The 15858-nt window shown below is 69.9% G+C and carries 13 protein-coding genes; 6 read left to right on the top strand and 7 right to left on the bottom strand.

Features of this window, described 5'->3' with window-relative positions; genetic code table 11:
• The first annotated feature begins 35 nt into the window (after positions 1 to 35).
• A complete protein-coding gene (locus ABZW60_RS25745) occupies positions 36 to 608 on the top strand; it encodes an ABATE domain-containing protein (protein ID WP_355480892.1) in 573 nt (190 codons plus the stop codon).
• On the opposite strand, the gene ABZW60_RS25740 is transcribed toward ABZW60_RS25745, so the two are convergent.
• The 6 genes from ABZW60_RS25740 to ABZW60_RS25715 form a co-directional block, all read right to left on the bottom strand.
• Positions 605 to 1564 (bottom strand): nucleoside hydrolase, encoded by a 960-nt coding sequence (locus tag ABZW60_RS25740; protein ID WP_355480890.1) that lies wholly within the window; start codon positions 1562 to 1564, stop codon positions 605 to 607. The two genes, ABZW60_RS25745 and ABZW60_RS25740, sit on opposite strands and share 4 nt — an antisense overlap.
• Positions 1521 to 2840, bottom strand: coding sequence for a hypothetical protein (locus tag ABZW60_RS25735; RefSeq protein WP_355480888.1), 1320 nt, complete (start codon positions 2838 to 2840; stop codon positions 1521 to 1523). Before ABZW60_RS25735 ends, ABZW60_RS25740 begins: the two co-directional genes overlap by 44 nt.
• A gap of 94 nt (positions 2841 to 2934) precedes the next feature.
• Positions 2935 to 4992 carry an ABC transporter ATP-binding protein gene (locus ABZW60_RS25730; protein ID WP_355480886.1) on the bottom strand — a complete coding sequence of 686 codons (2058 nt, stop codon included), beginning with the start codon at positions 4990 to 4992 and terminating at the stop codon, positions 2935 to 2937.
• Positions 4989 to 6722: an ABC transporter ATP-binding protein gene (locus tag ABZW60_RS25725; RefSeq protein WP_355480884.1), complete on the bottom strand. Its 1734-nt coding sequence runs from the start codon at positions 6720 to 6722 to the stop codon at positions 4989 to 4991. Before ABZW60_RS25725 ends, ABZW60_RS25730 begins: the two co-directional genes overlap by 4 nt.
• Complete coding sequence (locus ABZW60_RS25720) at positions 6722 to 7405, bottom strand: TetR family transcriptional regulator (RefSeq protein ID WP_355480882.1); 684 nt, start codon at positions 7403 to 7405, stop codon at positions 6722 to 6724. The genes ABZW60_RS25725 and ABZW60_RS25720 overlap by 1 nt, the downstream gene beginning before the upstream one ends.
• A gap of 42 nt (positions 7406 to 7447) precedes the next feature.
• Entirely contained in the window at positions 7448 to 8218 is a 771-nt protein-coding gene (locus ABZW60_RS25715; RefSeq protein WP_355480880.1) for a TetR/AcrR family transcriptional regulator, read from the bottom strand.
• Between the two features lie 155 nt (positions 8219 to 8373).
• Between ABZW60_RS25715 and ABZW60_RS25710 the strand changes: the two genes are divergently transcribed.
• Genes ABZW60_RS25710 through ABZW60_RS25700 form a run of 3 tightly spaced genes read left to right on the top strand, consistent with a single transcriptional unit; the run spans position 8374 to position 14346 of the window.
• Entirely contained in the window at positions 8374 to 10254 is a 1881-nt protein-coding gene (locus ABZW60_RS25710) for an ABC transporter ATP-binding protein (protein WP_355481795.1), read from the top strand.
• 49 nt (positions 10255 to 10303) lie between these two features.
• Positions 10304 to 13150: a DEAD/DEAH box helicase gene (locus tag ABZW60_RS25705; RefSeq protein ID WP_355481793.1), complete on the top strand. Its 2847-nt coding sequence runs from the start codon at positions 10304 to 10306 to the stop codon at positions 13148 to 13150.
• Positions 13147 to 14346 carry a hypothetical protein gene (locus ABZW60_RS25700; protein ID WP_355480878.1) on the top strand — a complete coding sequence of 400 codons (1200 nt, stop codon included), beginning with the start codon at positions 13147 to 13149 and terminating at the stop codon, positions 14344 to 14346. The genes ABZW60_RS25705 and ABZW60_RS25700 overlap by 4 nt, the downstream gene beginning before the upstream one ends.
• A 4-nt stretch (positions 14347 to 14350) precedes the next feature.
• On the opposite strand, the gene ABZW60_RS25695 is transcribed toward ABZW60_RS25700, so the two are convergent.
• Positions 14351 to 14773: a DUF4232 domain-containing protein gene (locus ABZW60_RS25695; RefSeq protein WP_355480877.1), complete on the bottom strand. Its 423-nt coding sequence runs from the start codon at positions 14771 to 14773 to the stop codon at positions 14351 to 14353.
• On the opposite strand from ABZW60_RS25695, the gene ABZW60_RS25690 reads away from it, so the two are divergent.
• Together ABZW60_RS25690 and ABZW60_RS25685 are read left to right on the top strand one after the other, a co-directional pair.
• A complete protein-coding gene (locus ABZW60_RS25690) occupies positions 14772 to 15053 on the top strand; it encodes a hypothetical protein (RefSeq protein ID WP_355480875.1) in 282 nt (93 codons plus the stop codon). The two genes, ABZW60_RS25695 and ABZW60_RS25690, sit on opposite strands and share 2 nt — an antisense overlap.
• 208 nt (positions 15054 to 15261) lie before the next feature.
• The gene (locus ABZW60_RS25685; protein ID WP_355480873.1) at positions 15262 to 15762 is read left to right on the top strand and encodes an N-acetyltransferase; all 501 of its coding nucleotides are present in this window, start codon (positions 15262 to 15264) and stop codon (positions 15760 to 15762) included.
• Positions 15763 to 15858 lie beyond the last annotated feature (96 nt).

Raw genomic sequence — 15858 nt, 5'->3', positions numbered from 1 at the left:
CCTCACGGATATCCGCAACCTGTACCATGAGAGCCATGGAGTCACCGCTGCCGCCCGCACCCGGCGCCGACACTCATCTCGCGCTGGACTTCGCCAACACCGCGATCGCGCTCCCCGGCGGGCAGTACGTCGACCTGCTCGGCAGCCCGGCCTCGGTGAACGAGTGGCTCACAGCCCACAACCTCGCGCCCGACGACGCCGACGTACAGGAGATGTGCGCGACCCAGCTCCGCGCCCTCCGCGAGCACGTCCGCTCACTGTTCGCCGCGCGAGTCACCGGCGCACCGGCGCTTCCCGCGGCGCTGGATGCCGTGAACGACGCCCTCACCCGCGTCCCGACCGCCGAGCTCCTGCACTGGGACGACAAGACCGGGCCGTACCGAGCCGCGCCCTGTCCCACCAACGAGGTCCTCGAGCACGCCCTGGCCACCATCGCCGCCGGCGCCGCCGACCTCCTCACCGGCCCCGAGGCTGAAGCCCTCACCGCCTGCGACGCCACCCCGTGCAACCGCTACCTGATCCGCCACGGCCGCCGCCACTGGTGCTCCACCCGCTGCGGCGACCGAGTCCGAGCCGCCCGCGCCTACGCCCGCCGCACCGCGACCTAACCCAACGCCCTCTCCAGCCACGCCATGAAAGCCGCGTAGTCGGCCGAGATCGACATCGCGATCTCAATCCCGTCCTCCGCCAAACTCATCCGAGCGATCCCGTCAAGCGCCACCCGCTCCCGCACAAACCGCACCCCCGGCCACAACATCGCCGCCGCCAGCGTCAACGAGTCGTGTTGCATCGCCGGATACTTCGCCGTCCAGCGATCGAAGTGCTCGCGCAGCACCCGCTCCCACGGGCTCGCGTCCGGCGCGGCCCACCGCTGGTAGACCGGCGACTCCGTGGTGACCTCCATGGCCGGATGGAACGTCACGTCCGACATCACGAACCTCGCCGGTCCCCAACGCTCCAAGGTCGGCAGCAGGCCGATGGCCGCGGCCGGGTCGGCCCGGAAGTTGTGCTCGGCCCGGTCGGGGTGCCGATAGTTGATCGCCCCACCCATCTGCGTGACCGCCATCCGGGCCACCAGCTCGGGTTGCTCCCGCTGCAGGGTCGCCAGATTCGACAGCGGCCCGATGCCCACCCAGCGCAGCCGTCCTTCCGTCGCGGCACAGACCTCGCTCACCGCCGCGACGACGTCGGACTCCTGCTGCGGCACGTCCGCCGGACACATCCCGCCGACGACCCATCCCCTCCGGTTCCCCAGATCGGAACCCGCCACCACGCGGACGTCCGGCCGCCCCACCAGATCCAGCAGCCACCGCACGAACCGGGCCCGCTCACCGCCGTACTCGTCACTGGTCACCACCAGGGCCAGCTCAGGCACCAACCGCGCCGCCGCCACCAGGGCCACGGCATCGTCCGGATCCCCACCGGCATCCGTGTCGACGATCATCGGCGCCCTGGCGATCGCCGGCGCGCCGGGCGACGGTGGCGGGCCGCCAGCGATCAGGCCCAGATCGTCGGACTCGTCAAAGATCGCGGCCCATCCCGCGAGCGCCATCCACTCCGCCACGGGATCCTCTTCGCGGCCCTCGCCCATCGACACCTCCAGCTTTCCGCGTCGCGCTGAACACATTCTCGACGAACACCTGCTTGTCGCCGTCGCTCCCGCACTGCTCGTACGCGGCCCAGATCGCCTGCCTGTCACGTTCCGGCACCTGCGCCCGGTCCAACGTCCGCTGCAGCGCCTCCACCTGCCGGTTGTCAGCCCGGTACACGAACGAGTCGAGGAACTCCGCGAGCCGCGGATCAGTCGCCCGGCCCTCGACCCACGCCCGGATCTCGCCGCGGTACCGGACGGCTCCGTCCTCCAGCCCTCGCCGGTAGTTGCCTCCGGCATCACGCAGGGCCGCGACCTCCCGCGCCAGATCGGCGACCGCCCTCAGATTCATCACCTTCACGCCCTCCCGCACCCGAGGGTCACGCAGGCGGGCCGACAACCGCGCTCTGCTCAGGCCTTTCAATGGGTCCGGATCGTAGCGCTGGCCGGACTGCACGGGTCCCCGCGCGTCGATCCGCTCCGGACTCGACATCGGCCCGTTGAGCAGCTTCTCAACGCTGTGCAGAGCGAGCCGATGCGCGAACGTCTTCGACTCGTCGGCCGGCAGCGCCTCGAGGGCCTGTCCCGACCGCGTCTCCGCCGCGGGCAGGTGCACCTCGTACCCCTTCTTGCTTCCGGGGTGCGGGTCGTCCGTCGACTCGCCGTGGAACGCATACCGCCCGACGAACTCGGTCTCCGGGTAGACCGCCGCCAGCAGTTCCTGAGCGCTGCCCTTGAAGCTCGTGTCGACGAGTGCCACCCTGCTCCCCGGCTGCCCGACCGGCACCCGCTCGTCGCGCAGGTAGTCCGTCAGCAACTGATACCCGCCCACCGCGTTCGCCGGATCCGCCCGGGACGCCGTGCCGCGGAACCCGTGCACCTGCGGGAAAGTCAGGCCTTGGTGGCGCTCGAGGTCCTGGAGCGCGTTCTCGACCAGGAGGCGTGACAGGACGACGTTCGAGCCGTGCCGATGGAAGAACTGTCCGTCGAGCCGGCTCATCGCCAGCGCGAGATGGTGGCCGTCCCGGCCGAGCGCGACCACCCGATCGACCTTGCGCGCTGCGACATCCTCCCGGAGGTCGGCGAGCATGTCGTCGGCGACCCGGACCATCAGCGGGGCCGGAAACTCGTAGGTGACGAGGTAGGCGTCCCGCAGCGTCCTGACAGCCGCGGGGTCATCGATACTCAGTCGCGCCGCGACCCGGTGCGCGGTCCGGGTGCCGCGGTCATGGACGAAGTTCGTGGGCATGCGTCAAGTACCGCACAGAAGGCGATACCGGCGTGGAAGTTATCCACAGGCTGGGGTGGGCGGGGACGCTCGGTGGCGTCCCCGCCCAGCGGGGTCAGCGGGCCATTGGGCGGCCGGCCGGGGTGGCGGGGGCGGCCAGGGCTGCTGCCTCTTCGTCGATGTCGACTACCGCGCCGCTGAACTGGGCGTTGTAGAGGCGGGCGTAGGCGCCGTCGAGGGTGAGGAGTTCGTTGTGGTTGCCCTGTTCGACGATCGCGCCGTTCTCCATGACGAGGATCAGGTCCGCGTCGCGGATGGTGGACAGGCGGTGGGCGATCACGAAGCTGGTGCGGTCGGAGCGCAGGGCGGCCATGGCGCGTTGGACCAGGACCTCCGTGCGGGTGTCGACCGAGCTGGTCGCCTCGTCGAGGATCAGCAACTGCGGGTCGGCGAGGAACGCGCGGGCGATGGTGAGCAGCTGCTTCTCACCGGCGCTGACGTTGCTGCCTTCCTCGTCGATGACCGTGTCGTACCCGTCGGGCAGGCTGTGCACGAAGCGGTCGACGTACGTCGCCTTCGCCGCCGCCAGCATGTCCTCCTCGGTGGCGTCCAGGTTGCCGTAGAGGAGGTTGTCCCGGATCGTGCCGCCGAACAGCCAGGTGTCCTGCAGCACCATGCCGATCCGCGAGCGCAGGTCGTGCCGGGTGAGCTCGGTGATGTCGACACCGTCGAGCGTGATCCGGCCGCCGTTCAGCTCGTAGAAGCGCATGATCAGGTTGACCAGTGTGGTCTTGCCGGCGCCGGTCGGGCCGACGATCGCGACCGTCTGGCCTGGTTCGGCGACCAGGCTCAGGTCGGTGATCAGCGGCTTGTCCGGGTCGTACGAGAACGAGACGTGCTCGAACTCGACCCGCCCGCGTGCGTCGGTCACCTTCTCCGGGGTCGCGTCGTCCGGCACCTGCTCCTCGGCGTCCAGCACCTCGAAGACCCGCTCGGCCGACGCCACGCCGGACTGCAGCAGGTTCGCCATCGAGGCCACCTGGGTCAGCGGCTGGGTGAACTGCCGCGAGTACTGGATGAACGCCTGCACGTCGCCGAGCGACATCGTGCCAGAGGCGACCCGCAGACCGCCGACGACCGCGATCACGACATAGTTCACGTTCCCGATGAACATCATCAGCGGCATGATCAGACCCGAGATGAACTGCGCCCCGAACGCGGCCTTGTACAGCTCCTCGTTCTTCTCCGCGAAGCTCGCCTCGATCTCCTTCTGCCGGCCGAAGACCTTCACCAGCTCGTGGCCGGTGAACGCCTCCTCGATCTGGCCGTTCAGCGCGCCGGTGTGCCGCCACTGCGCGACGAACCGGACCTGCGACCGCTTGGCGATCGCCGCCGTCAGCACCATCGAGATCGGGATCGTGACGAGCGCGATCAGCGCCAGCAGCGGTGAGATCACGAACATCATCGTGATCACGCCGACCACCGTCAGCAGCGAGGTGAGCAGCTGGCTCAGGGTCTGCTGCAGGCTGGTCGAGATGTTGTCGATGTCGTTCGTCACCCGGCTGAGCAGCTCACCGCGCGGCGCGCCGTCGAAGTAGCTCAGCGGCAGCTTGTTCAGCTTCTCCTCGACCTCGGAGCGCAGGTCGAGGATGGTCCGCTGGACGACGCCGTTCAGGATGTACCCCTGCGCCCAGGACAGGAAGAACGCACCGGCGTACAGCGCCAGGACCAGCAGCAGGACGTTGCGCAGGGCATCGAAGTCGATACCGGCGCCGGGGATCAGGTCGATCCCCTGCAGCAGGTCCGCGAGCCGGCCGTTGCCGGACGCCCGGGTCTGCTCGATGACCTGCTCCTTGGTCATGCCGCTCGGCAGCCGCTTGCCGATCGCGCCGGCGAAGATGATGTCGGTCGCGCGGCCGAGGATCTTCGGGCCGAGCACCGACAGGCCGACGCTGAAGACCGCCAGCAGGACAACCCCGGACACCTGCATCCGATGCGGCCGCAGCCGCTTGAGCAGCCGCTTCGCCGAGGGCAGGAAGTCGAGCGACTTGTCCCCCGGAATGCCGCCGGGAGGACCGAACGCCCGCCCGGTCGTGGGCCGCTCGGTCGCCTTGACCGTCTTCGCGGCCCCCGGCGCCTGCCCGTTCGGCGACGGCTTCTGGTTGTCGCTCATGCCGCCTCCTCCGCGGAACGCTGGGACTCGACGATCTCGACGTACGTCGGACACGTGTCGAGCAATTCCTGATGGGTGCCGTTGCCGACGATCGCGCCGTCCTCGATCACCACGATCTGGTCGGCGTCGATGATCGTCGAGACCCGCTGGGCGACGACGACCACGCAGGCCTCCCGGGTGACCGGCCGCAGCGCCGCTCGCAGCCGGGCGTCCGTCGCCAGGTCGAGCGCCGAGAACGAGTCGTCGAACAGGAAGATCTCGGGCTTGCGGACCAGCGCCCGCGCGATCGCGAGCCGCTGTCGCTGACCGCCGGACACGTTCGTGCCGCCCTGGGCGATCGGTGCGTCCAGCCCCTCCGGCATCGCCTCGACGAAGTCCTTGCCCTGGGCAATCTCCAGCGCGTGCCAGAGCTCCTCGTCGGTCGCGTCCGGGTTGCCGTACCGCAGGTTGCTGGCCACCGTCCCGGAGAACAGGTACGGCCGCTGCGGCACCAGGCCGATCCGCTCCCACAGCGCCTCGGGCTCGATCTCCCGGACGTCGATGCCGTCCACTAGCACCCGCCCCTCGGTCGCGTCGAACAACCGCGGCACCAGTGACAGCAGCGTCGTCTTGCCGGCGCCGGTGCTGCCGATGATCGCGGTCGTCTGCCCCGGCGAGGCGACGAAGCTGATATCGCGCAGGACCGGCTCGGCGGCCCCCGGGTACTGGAACGAGGCCCGCTCGAACACCAGTTGGCCGCGACCGGTGAAGCTGGTGATCGGCGTGACCGGCGGCCGCACCGACGAGTCGGTGTCCAGCACCTCGGAGATCCGGTCCGCGCAGACCGACGCCCGCGGCACCATGATCATCACGAACACGCCCATCATCACCGAGAACAGGATCTGGATCAGGTAGCTCAGGAACGCGGTCAGCGCACCGACCTGCATGGTCCCGTTCTCGACCCGGGAGGCGCCGAACCACAGCACCGCGATGCTGGACAGGTTCAGGATCAGCATCACGGTCGGGAACACCAGCGCCATCAGCCGGCCGGCCCGGATCGCGGTGTCGGTGAGGTTCTGGTTCGCCTCGCCGAACCGCTCCACCTCGTGCGGCTCGCGGACGAACGCCCGGACCACCCGGATGCCGGTGATCTGCTCGCGCAGCACCCGGTTCACGCCGTCGATGTTCTTCTGCATCTTCCGGAACTGCGGCACCATCCGGCTCGCGATGAAGCCGATCGTGACCGCGAGCAGCGGGACCGCGACGGCGACCAGCCAGGACAGCCCGATGTCCTCGCGGACCGCCATGATCACGCCGCCGACCATCGTGATCGGGGCCGCGACCAGCATCGTGCAGGTGGTGACGACCAGCATCTGGATCTGCTGGACGTCGTTGGTGCTGCGCGAGATCAGCGTCGGCGCGCCGAACTGGTTGACCTCGCGCGCGGAGAACTCCCCGACCCGGTGGAACACCGCGGCGCGGACGTCGCGCCCGAACAGGGCGGCCGTCTTGGCGCCGAAGTACACCGCGGTGATCGTGCAGACGATCTGCAGCAGGCTGACCGCGAGCATCCAGCCGCCGGTGCTCATGATGTAGCTGGTGTCACCCTTGGCCACGCCGTTGTCGATGATGTCGGCGTTCAGGCTGGGAAGGTAGAGGGAGGCGATCGTCCCGATCAGTTGCAGGACGACCACCAGGGACAGGTTTCCTGCGTACGGACGCAAGTGCGTACGCAAGACGCGAAGTAACATCAATCATCCCCAGAGTCGTGATGGCGGGCACCGTCGAGCGCGAAGTCGGCGATGTCCTCGGAGGCCGGTGGCTGACCGGTGCGGTGCAAGCTGTCGCGCTTGCGCAGACCGTCGAAGGCGAAGTCGACGATCTCCTCGGCGGTCAGCACGTGGCCGCCGGAAATCAGTGGGTGGGTGGCCGAGAAGGTCAGCAGGTTGATCCGCCGGACCACCTCCTCGGCCGGGAGCCGGAGCTGGTCCTCGTCGGGCCGGATCAGCTCGGCGAACGCCGCGTTGGCCAGGTCGGACTGCCGCTGCTGGCGCGCCTTGTCCAGAGCGGTCGCCTTCCGGAAGTCCGGCGGGCGCTGGATCCGCAGGGCGAACAGCAGCTTGAACACCTTGCCGAGCCGCCGCTGACCGATCTCGACCGCCGCGACCGTGCGCTCCCGCAACGGCAGTGAACGGTCGATCCCCGTCAGCGCCTTGACCAGGTCCGAGGTGTCGAACACGGTCGCCATCGCCGCCTCGATCAACGCGTCCTTGCTGCCGAACGCGCGGAAGATCGTCCCCTCGGCGATCCCGGCCGCCTCGGCGATCTGCTTCGTACTGACCTCGGGCCCGAACTCCTCGAGCAACGGCAGCGCGGCCTCGACGATGGCGGCGCGCCGCTCCTCAGGGGGCAGCGGGGTGGCTCGTGGACTCACGAGGTCCACGGTAACTGAGTGAGTACTCACTCACAAATACATTTACCCTTGTGGCGCAGACCGGTTCGTGATCAGCGCGGAGATGCCGTCGAGCAGTCGCTCCAGACCGTACTCGAACGCGTGTTCGGAGTCGTACGGGGCGTCGAACTCATTCCCGACGGCGGTGCCGACGCGCGCCGAGACCGGGAACTTCTCCAGGTCGCCGATCTGGTCCAGGTGCGGGACGTGGGCCAGCCACCACTCCTTGTCCGTCATCCCGGACCGCTGGATCACCTGGCGCGCCTCCACCGCCGTCCGGACGGCGCCGTGCACGTACCCGTTGACGAGCGCGACGGTCGCGTCCATCTCGAGGTCGGTGAGCCCGATCCCCTCGACCGCGGTCAGCTCCCACTCGTACTTCGCCATCACGTTCGGGCCGAGCGGCGGGCGGCTGATCGCGACCTGGAGCAGCCACGGGTGCCGCAGGTACAGCTCGCGGTTCTCCCGGGCGACCTCGTCGAGGGCTGCTCGCCAGTCCCCCGGTACGACGCGCCGCGGCAGCTCGCCGTACACGGTGTCGAGCATGACGTCGAGCAGCTCACCTTTGCCCGGGAAGTAGCGGTACAGCGTCATCGCGCCGACGCCGAGTTCGTCGGCGACGCGGCGCATCGACATCGCGGCCAGCCCCTCGGCGTCCGCGACCCGCACCGCGGCCGTGACGATCCCGTCAACGGTCAGCGCCGGCTTCGGCCCACGCGTCGGCAGCGGCCGCCGGCGCCAGAGCAGCTCGAGACTCTTCGCCGGGTCCCCACTGCCGCTGTACTCCGAATTCATGTGCACGATTCTTCCTCAGGGACTACTCTTCGTACAGCGTACGCAGTTGACCTCAAGTTTTGTCGAGGTTCTAGCGTCGGATTTTGTCGGTGGCCTGCGGAATCATCGACGTCCCCGACCGACCGAATCACCGGAGTCCAGCCGTGAGTATGGAAATGACCGCGTGGAACTCGCTCTACCACGCGATGCACGCCCAGGACGAGAAGCGGCCCTTCTCGCGCGCCACCCTTCGCCGGATCCTCGCCTTCGCCCGGCCCCACCGGCGGTACCTGATCGCCTTCCTCGTGCTCAGCATCGGCGCGGCCGTGCTGGCGGTCGCCACGCCGGTGCTGGCCGGGCGTGTGGTCGACGCGATCGTCGGCGGCAAAGCGGTCAGTGTCGTTGTGCAACTGTCCCTGCTGATCGCCGCGATCGCGGTCGCGGAGGCCGGGTTGAGCATGCTGACCCGCTGGCTGTCCGCGAGCATCGGCGAGGGCCTGATCCTGGACCTGCGGACCGCCGTGTTCGACCACATCCAGCGGATGCCGATCGCGTTCTTCACCCGGACCCGCACCGGCGCGCTGGTCTCCCGGCTGAACAACGACGTCATCGGGGCGCAGCGCGCGTTCAGCGACACCCTGTCCGGTGTCGTCAGCAACCTGGTGATGCTCGTGCTGACCCTCGTGGTGATGCTCGGGGTGTCGTGGCAGATCACGCTGCTCGCGCTGATCCTGCTCCCGGTGTTCGTGATCCCCGCGCGGCGGATCGGGACCAGGCTGGCCGGCCTGCAGCGGGAGGCGGCCAACTACAACGCCACGATGAGCACGCAGATGACCGAGCGGTTCTCGGCTCCGGGCGCGACGCTGGTCAAGCTGTTCGGGCGGCCGACGCGTGAGTCCCACGAGTTCGCCATCCGGGCGCGGCGGGTGCGCGACATCGGCGTGCGGACGGCCATGGTGCAGTGGATCTTCGTCACCTCACTCACGCTGGTGTCCGCGCTCGCGCTGGCAGTTGTCTACGGACTCGGCGGGTTCTACGCGCTCCGCGACCAGCTGGACGCCGGCGCGGTGGTCTCGATGGCGTTGCTGCTGACCCGTCTGTACTCGCCGCTGACCGCGCTCGCGAGTGCGCGGCTCGAGGTGATGACCGCGCTGGTGAGCTTCGAGCGGGTCTTCGAGGTGCTGGACCTGGAGCCGCTGATCAAGGACAAGCCGGACGCGGGCCAGGTGCCCGAGGGGCCGGTGGCGGTCGAGTTCGCGGACGTCAGCTTCGCGTATCCGTCGGCGGACAAGGTGTCGCTGGCCTCGCTCGAGGAGGTCGCGAAGCTGGACACCCGCGGTGGGGTCGAGGTGCTGCACGACGTCTCGTTCCGCGCCGAGCCCGGCCAGATGGTCGCGCTCGTGGGTTCGTCGGGTGCCGGGAAGTCCACGATCGCGCAGCTGATCCCGCGGTTGTACGACGTGGACTCGGGCGCGGTGAAGCTCGCCGGGGTCGACGTCCGCGACGTGTCCGCGGAGTCGTTGCGGGCCACGCTCGGCATGGTCACGCAGGACGGGCACCTGTTCCACGACTCGATCCGGGAGAACCTGCTGCTCGCGCGTCCCGAGGCGAGCGAGGGCGACCTGTGGGACGCGCTGGAGCGGGCGCGGCTGGGTGAGTTGATCCGCTCGCTGCCGGATCAGCTGGACACGGTGGTCGGCGAGCGTGGATACCGGTTGTCCGGTGGTGAGCGGCAGCGGCTGACCATCGCCCGGTTGCTGCTCGCGCAGCCGCGGGTGGTGATCCTCGACGAGGCGACCGCCGCGCTCGACTCGACGAACGAGGCCGCGGTGCAGGCGGCGCTGACCGAGGCCCTCGCCGGCCGTACGGCGGTCGTCATCGCGCACCGGCTGTCGACGATCCGGGCCGCCGACCAGATCCTCGTGATCGAGTCCGGCCGCATCGTCGAGCGCGGCCGGCATGCGGAACTCCTCGCGGCCGGTGGGCGTTACGAAGAGCTGTACCGCACCCAGTTCGAGCAACCGGGTGCGGAGGGGGCCGAAGCGGTTCCGGTCTGAGCTTCTTTGGTCGTCGGCTATTACGAGCGTGCAGGAGGTCGTCGGTTTGGTGGACACGGGGCAGCAGCTGGCCGGATACGCGGTGGTCTTCCGGCCGGCCGATCCACCACGCACCAGCCGAGTAGCCTTCTGGGACCCCACGGGCGCCCCGCTCCCCCTCGGCGTCGGCGATCAAGTCGACCTCCAGCTGGCGATCGGCGGAGAGGCCGACGGACAGGCTGACGCCGGGGGGCGGTTGCGAGCCGTTCGGGCGGTCGAGCTGCCGGTTGCGGCGGCGGTTCCGGTGCTCGGGCGGATGCGGCGGGCGGTCGGGGCGCATCCGTCGGCGGCGTTCTGGGGTGGGGCGTCGCTGGTCGGGTTGCAGCTGGTTGCCCGGGGCAAGTTGCTGCCCGGCGTGACGCCGGGCGGCCACGACGCCTGGCGGGTCGGGCCGCTCGAGCCCGACGACGTCACCCGCTTGCTCACCCTCGCCGAGGCGATGCCTCCGTCGGCCCGCGCACTCCCCCTTGCCGAGGCACTGCCGCCATCGGCCCGCGCACTTCCCCTCGCCGACTCGCCCGACCAGGTGCGGTTGCCCGTGGCCGAGGACTTGTTGCGCGAGTTCCTGGACGCGGTGGCCGACGGCATGCCCAGGTCGCCCGCGGCCGCGAAGGCCCACCGGACAGACCTGTTCACCGCGACCGCGCCTCAGCGGGCGGACCGCTTGCGGACCTGGGCCGACGAGGTGTCGGCCGGTCTGGACACCGGCGTGCGGATCTCGCTCCGCATCGAGCTCGCCGACTCGCTCGCGTTCAGCGCCGTCGTCCAGCTGCACAGCTTGAAGGACCCGACCCTGGTCGGAGACGCGGACGACGTCTGGTCCGACGACGTCCCCGGCTTCGGCCCGCGAGCACGCATCGACGCAACCCTCGCGATCCGCCGCGCCGCCCGCGTCTGGCAGCCCCTCTCCCGCCTGCTCGACGCCCCAGTACCGGACCGCATGGATCTCGCGGACGAAGAGGTCGCCGACCTGCTGGCCGGATCGGCCCAGCGACTCACGGCCGCAGGCATCGACCTGCACTGGCCGCGCAGCCTCGGACGCGAGCTCACCGCACGAGCCGCGATCACCTCGGCCGACGGTCCACCGAGCGACCTCCCTGGCTTCTTCCAGGGAGACAAGACGCTCGACTTCAGCTGGCAGGTGGCGCTCGGCGACGACCCGCTGACCGAGGCCGAGCTCGACCGGCTCGCAGAAGCCACCCGGCCGGTCGTCCGGCTCCGCGACCAGTGGATGCTGATCGACCCCGAGCTGGCCCGCAAGGCCCGCGAACGCGTCCTCAAACCCGTCACCGCGATCGACGCGCTCGGCGTCGCCCTGACCGGCACGACCGAGATCGACGGCCGGCAGGTCACCGTCACACCCGCCCAGTGGCTCGACGACCTGCGCGCCCGGATCGCCGACCCCGACCGCGCCGACGACCCGCTCGAAGCCCCACCCGGTCTGCAGGCCACCCTCCGCGACTACCAGCTGCGCGGTCTGCGCTGGCTGACCCGGATGACGTCCCTCGGCCTCGGCGGCTGCCTGGCCGACGACATGGGTCTCGGCAAGACGATCACGCTCATCTCGCTCCACCTCCACCGCCAGCAGTCCGGGGACACCGCGGGTCCGACACTCGTCGTCTGCCCGGCGTCACTGCTCGGCAACTGGGAGCGCGAGGTCCAGCGGTTCGCCCCCGGCACCCCGGTGCGGCGCTTCCACGGCACGTCCCGTTCGCTCGACGACGCGCGGGAAGGATTCGTGCTGACGACGTACGGGACGCTGCGGCGCGACGCCGCACGGCTGGGTGAGCATCCGTGGGCGCTCGTGGTCGCCGATGAAGCCCAGCACGTGAAGAACCATTCGTCCGGGACGGCGAAGGCGCTGCGGACCGTGCCGGCCAAGGCGCGGGTGGCGCTGACCGGCACGCCGGTGGAGAACAACCTCTCCGAGTTGTGGGCGATCCTCGACTGGACGACGCCGGGGCTGCTCGGCCGGCTCGGCACGTTCCGCAGTCAGTGGGCGACGCCGATCGAGGCCGACAAGGACGAGGAGGTCGCGGCGCGGCTCGCGAAGCTCGTCAAGCCGTTCCTGCTCCGCCGGCGCAAGTCCGATCCGGGCATCGCCCCGGAGTTGCCGCCGAAGACCGAGACGGACCAGCCGGTCTCACTCACCCGCGAGCAGGTCGTGTTGTACGAGGCAACGGTCCGGGAGTTGATGGCGGAGGTCCAGGCCAGCGACCGGATGGCCCGCCGCGGCCTGATCGTGAAGCTGCTGACCGGGCTGAAGCAGATCTGCAACCACCCCGCGCAGTACCTGAAGGAGCCCGGCGACGCGCGGCTGACCGGCCGCTCGGGCAAGCTCGAGCTGCTCGACGAGCTGCTCGAGACGATCGTCTCGGAGGACGGCGCCGTGCTCGTCTTCACGCAGTACGTCGCGATGGCCCGTCTCCTCGAACGGCACCTCGCCGCGCGCGGCATCCCCACCCAGCTGCTGCACGGCGGGACACCGGTCGCGCAGCGCGAGGACATGGTCGACCGGTTCCAGGCCGGCGAGGTGCGGGTCTTCCTGCTGTCGCTGAAGGCGGCCGGGACCGGCCTCAACCTGACCCGCGCGGATCACGTCGTGCACTACGACCGCTGGTGGAATCCCGCCGTCGAGGACCAGGCGACCGACCGGGCCTACCGGATCGGCCAGACGAGGCCGGTGCAGGTCCACCGATTGATTGCCGAAGGCACCATCGAGGACCGGATCGCCGGCATGCTCGCCGCCAAACGCGAGCTGGCCGACGCCGTGCTGTCCGGCGGTGAGGCGGCGCTGACCGAGCTGTCCGATGCCGAGCTGGCCGATCTCGTCGAGCTGCGCGGAGGTGCCCGATGAGTGCGGCGCGAGGATTCCCGGCGTTCAGCGCGCAACGCCGCAGCACCCGGGGCAGGTCGTGGTGGGCGCAGGCCTGGGTGCAGGCGATGGAGGACACGTCGCTGGACGCTGGCCAGCTCCGCAAAGGCAGGCTGTACGCGAACTCCGGCCAGGTCGGCACGATCACCGTCAGCCCCGGGCGGATCGCAGCCACTGTCTACGCGCCCGAGGACACCTACGAGTCCGTCGTCCACGTCGACGAGCTGACCGACGACGACTGGCGCCGCTTCCGTGAGCAGCTCGCCGCGCGCGCCGGGCACATCGCGGCGTTGCTCGACGGCGAGATGCCGCACAAGCTGGTGGAGGCCGCCTCCGACGCCGGCGTCACGCTGCTGCCCGGCATCGGCGACCTCGACCCGAGCTGCCCGTGCGATGCCTGGGAGCTTCCCTGCCAGCACGCGGCGGCCCTCTGCTACCAGGTGGCGTGGCTGCTCGACGCCGACCCGTTCGTCCTGCTCCTACTCCGCGGTCGCACCCGCGAATCGCTCCTCGACGAACTGCAGTCCGCGTCCAGCCAGTCCTCGTCAGCCGAGTCCTCCGAGTCGTCGTCTGCCCGGCCCGAGGCGGCCGGCGTGTCGGTCGCCGAGGTGCTGGACCACACGCCCGGCGAGCTGCCCGAGCCACCCGGTCTCCCGGCCAAGGTGAGCCTCGACGACCTGGCCGTCGCCGGGATCGAGCCACCCGACGGTGTCGGCCCGCAGGTCCTTCAGCTGCTGGTCCTCGACGCCGCCCGCCGGGCTCGGTCGATCCTGAACGCACTCCTGCACGGCACCGCGGAGCCGCAACCGCTCGACGAGTGGCAGGACACCGTGCGGCTCGCGACCGACTTCCCGGAGCTCGTCCCGGCGCTGACCGAGTCCTCCGGCCGAGATGTTGCCCCGGGCATCCAAGCCTGGCGGTACGGCGGTGCCTCCGGTCTCGACGTCCTCGAGCACACCTGGATCCCTGATCCGGCCGAGCTCAACCGGGCGCGGACGGAGCTGCTCGCCGCGGACGACGACCTGACCATCAGCGCCTCGGCGAACCAGTTGACGCTCGGCGCCGACGTCCAGCTCAGGCTGGACCGCAACGGTCGCTGGCACCCGTACCGGCTGGTCGACGGCAGTTGGGTCCCGGCCGGCCCGCCGTCCAAGGACCCGCTGGTCGTCGAGTGGTAGCTCGTCAGGACTGGGTGACCGGACGCATGGCGAGCCCCTCGGTGCCCGCCCAGTAGGTGACGCGCTGGCCGTCGTCGGCCTCGAAGGACGAGACGGGCATCTTCACCTTGACCGGTGCCTCCGGCTCGGTCTCACCGCCGGGGCTGCCGAGGCCGACGGTCATCGACCTCACGGAGTAGGTGTCCATCTTGCCGCCGGTGGTGAGCACACCGGCGTACGCCTTCTCGCCCGGAGCGAGCGTGACCGCCTCGTCGGCACCCATCGATTCCTTCACCGGGGCGGGACGTTTGGCGGCACCGAGGGTGACCTCCGGGTAGTTCGCCACGTCGCACTTCTTGGCGCTCGAGTTGGTTGCCACGAGCATCAGATGGCGAACGTCCTCACCCTGCGCGTCGTAGTTCGTGACGGTGAAGGTCAGGTCCGCCATGGTGCACAGCTCGACGCTGCCGTCGTCGGTGGGCGTCGCCTTGGCCGGCTTCGCCGGGGTCGACGGCTTCGCCGAGCTCGACGAAACCGGTTCAGTCGTCGAAGCCGGTGGGGTCGCCGAGGTCGTCGAGGTGGTCGCGCTTGCCGAGGTCGTGGCGCTCTGCTGGTCCGACGGCTTGCTCCCGTCCGCCGTGTTACCCGACCCGCACGCGGCGGTGGTCAGGAGCGCGGCGACAGCGCCGGCCCCCAGTGCGTATCTTCTCCAACTGCCGGGACCCTGACCGTTCCCCCAGCCAACGATGTTCATTGAGGTTCCCCTGTTCGTCCGTGCGTGTTAATTCGAATGATGGACGCCTCACGCTGCGTTAAAGTTGGTCACGACTTCGGAGAGGGAGGTGAGTTGATGACCGCGCGAGACCGCGCTGCGGCACGTCCGGCAGCGCCATCGGTCATCCAACTCATCCGCTGAACCCTCCGAAAGGGACCACGTTGTCCATCACTTGGAACACCCGTGTCGAGACCTCGTCCGACATCGAGCCGCTCCGCGAACTGACCCGCGACGCCTTCGGCCGGCAGTACGAGGTCGACTTCCTCGACGCCCTCCGCGCCGACCCCGTCGCCTGGATCCCGGGTCTCTCGTTCGTCGCGACAACACCTGACGACACACCGATCGCCTACGCGCTCCTCACCCGCTGTCACATCGACGACGTACCCGTCCTGTCGCTCGGACCGGTCGCTGTGCTCCCGGCGTACCAGCGTCAAGGGGCCGGCGGAGCGGCGGTGCGGGCCGCGCTGGCGACGGCGCGTGACCGCGATGAGCCTGTGGCGGTCGTCCTCGGCCACGCTGAGTACTACCCGCGGTTCGGCTTCCGGCAGGCGACCGGGTTCGGCATCCATCACCCGCAGTACGACGGCCCCAACCTGATGGCGCTTGCGCTCGGCAACCACGCCGTACCGGCCGGGACGCTCACCTATCCGGTCACCGGCTGACCCGTCGCGCGCGGCGGTCGTAAAAGGTTCAGTCAAACTCGCCGAATCACTTGCGCACCCCGGTTGTATACATGAAACAGTCGACAGTACCCCGCC

Origin of the sequence: Kribbella sp. NPDC003557 (assembly GCF_040610805.1) — a bacterium.
GTDB lineage: Bacteria > Actinomycetota > Actinomycetes > Propionibacteriales > Kribbellaceae > Kribbella.
The sequence above is the reverse complement of the archived record's forward strand: the minus strand, read 5'-3'. Positions and strand labels throughout refer to the sequence as shown.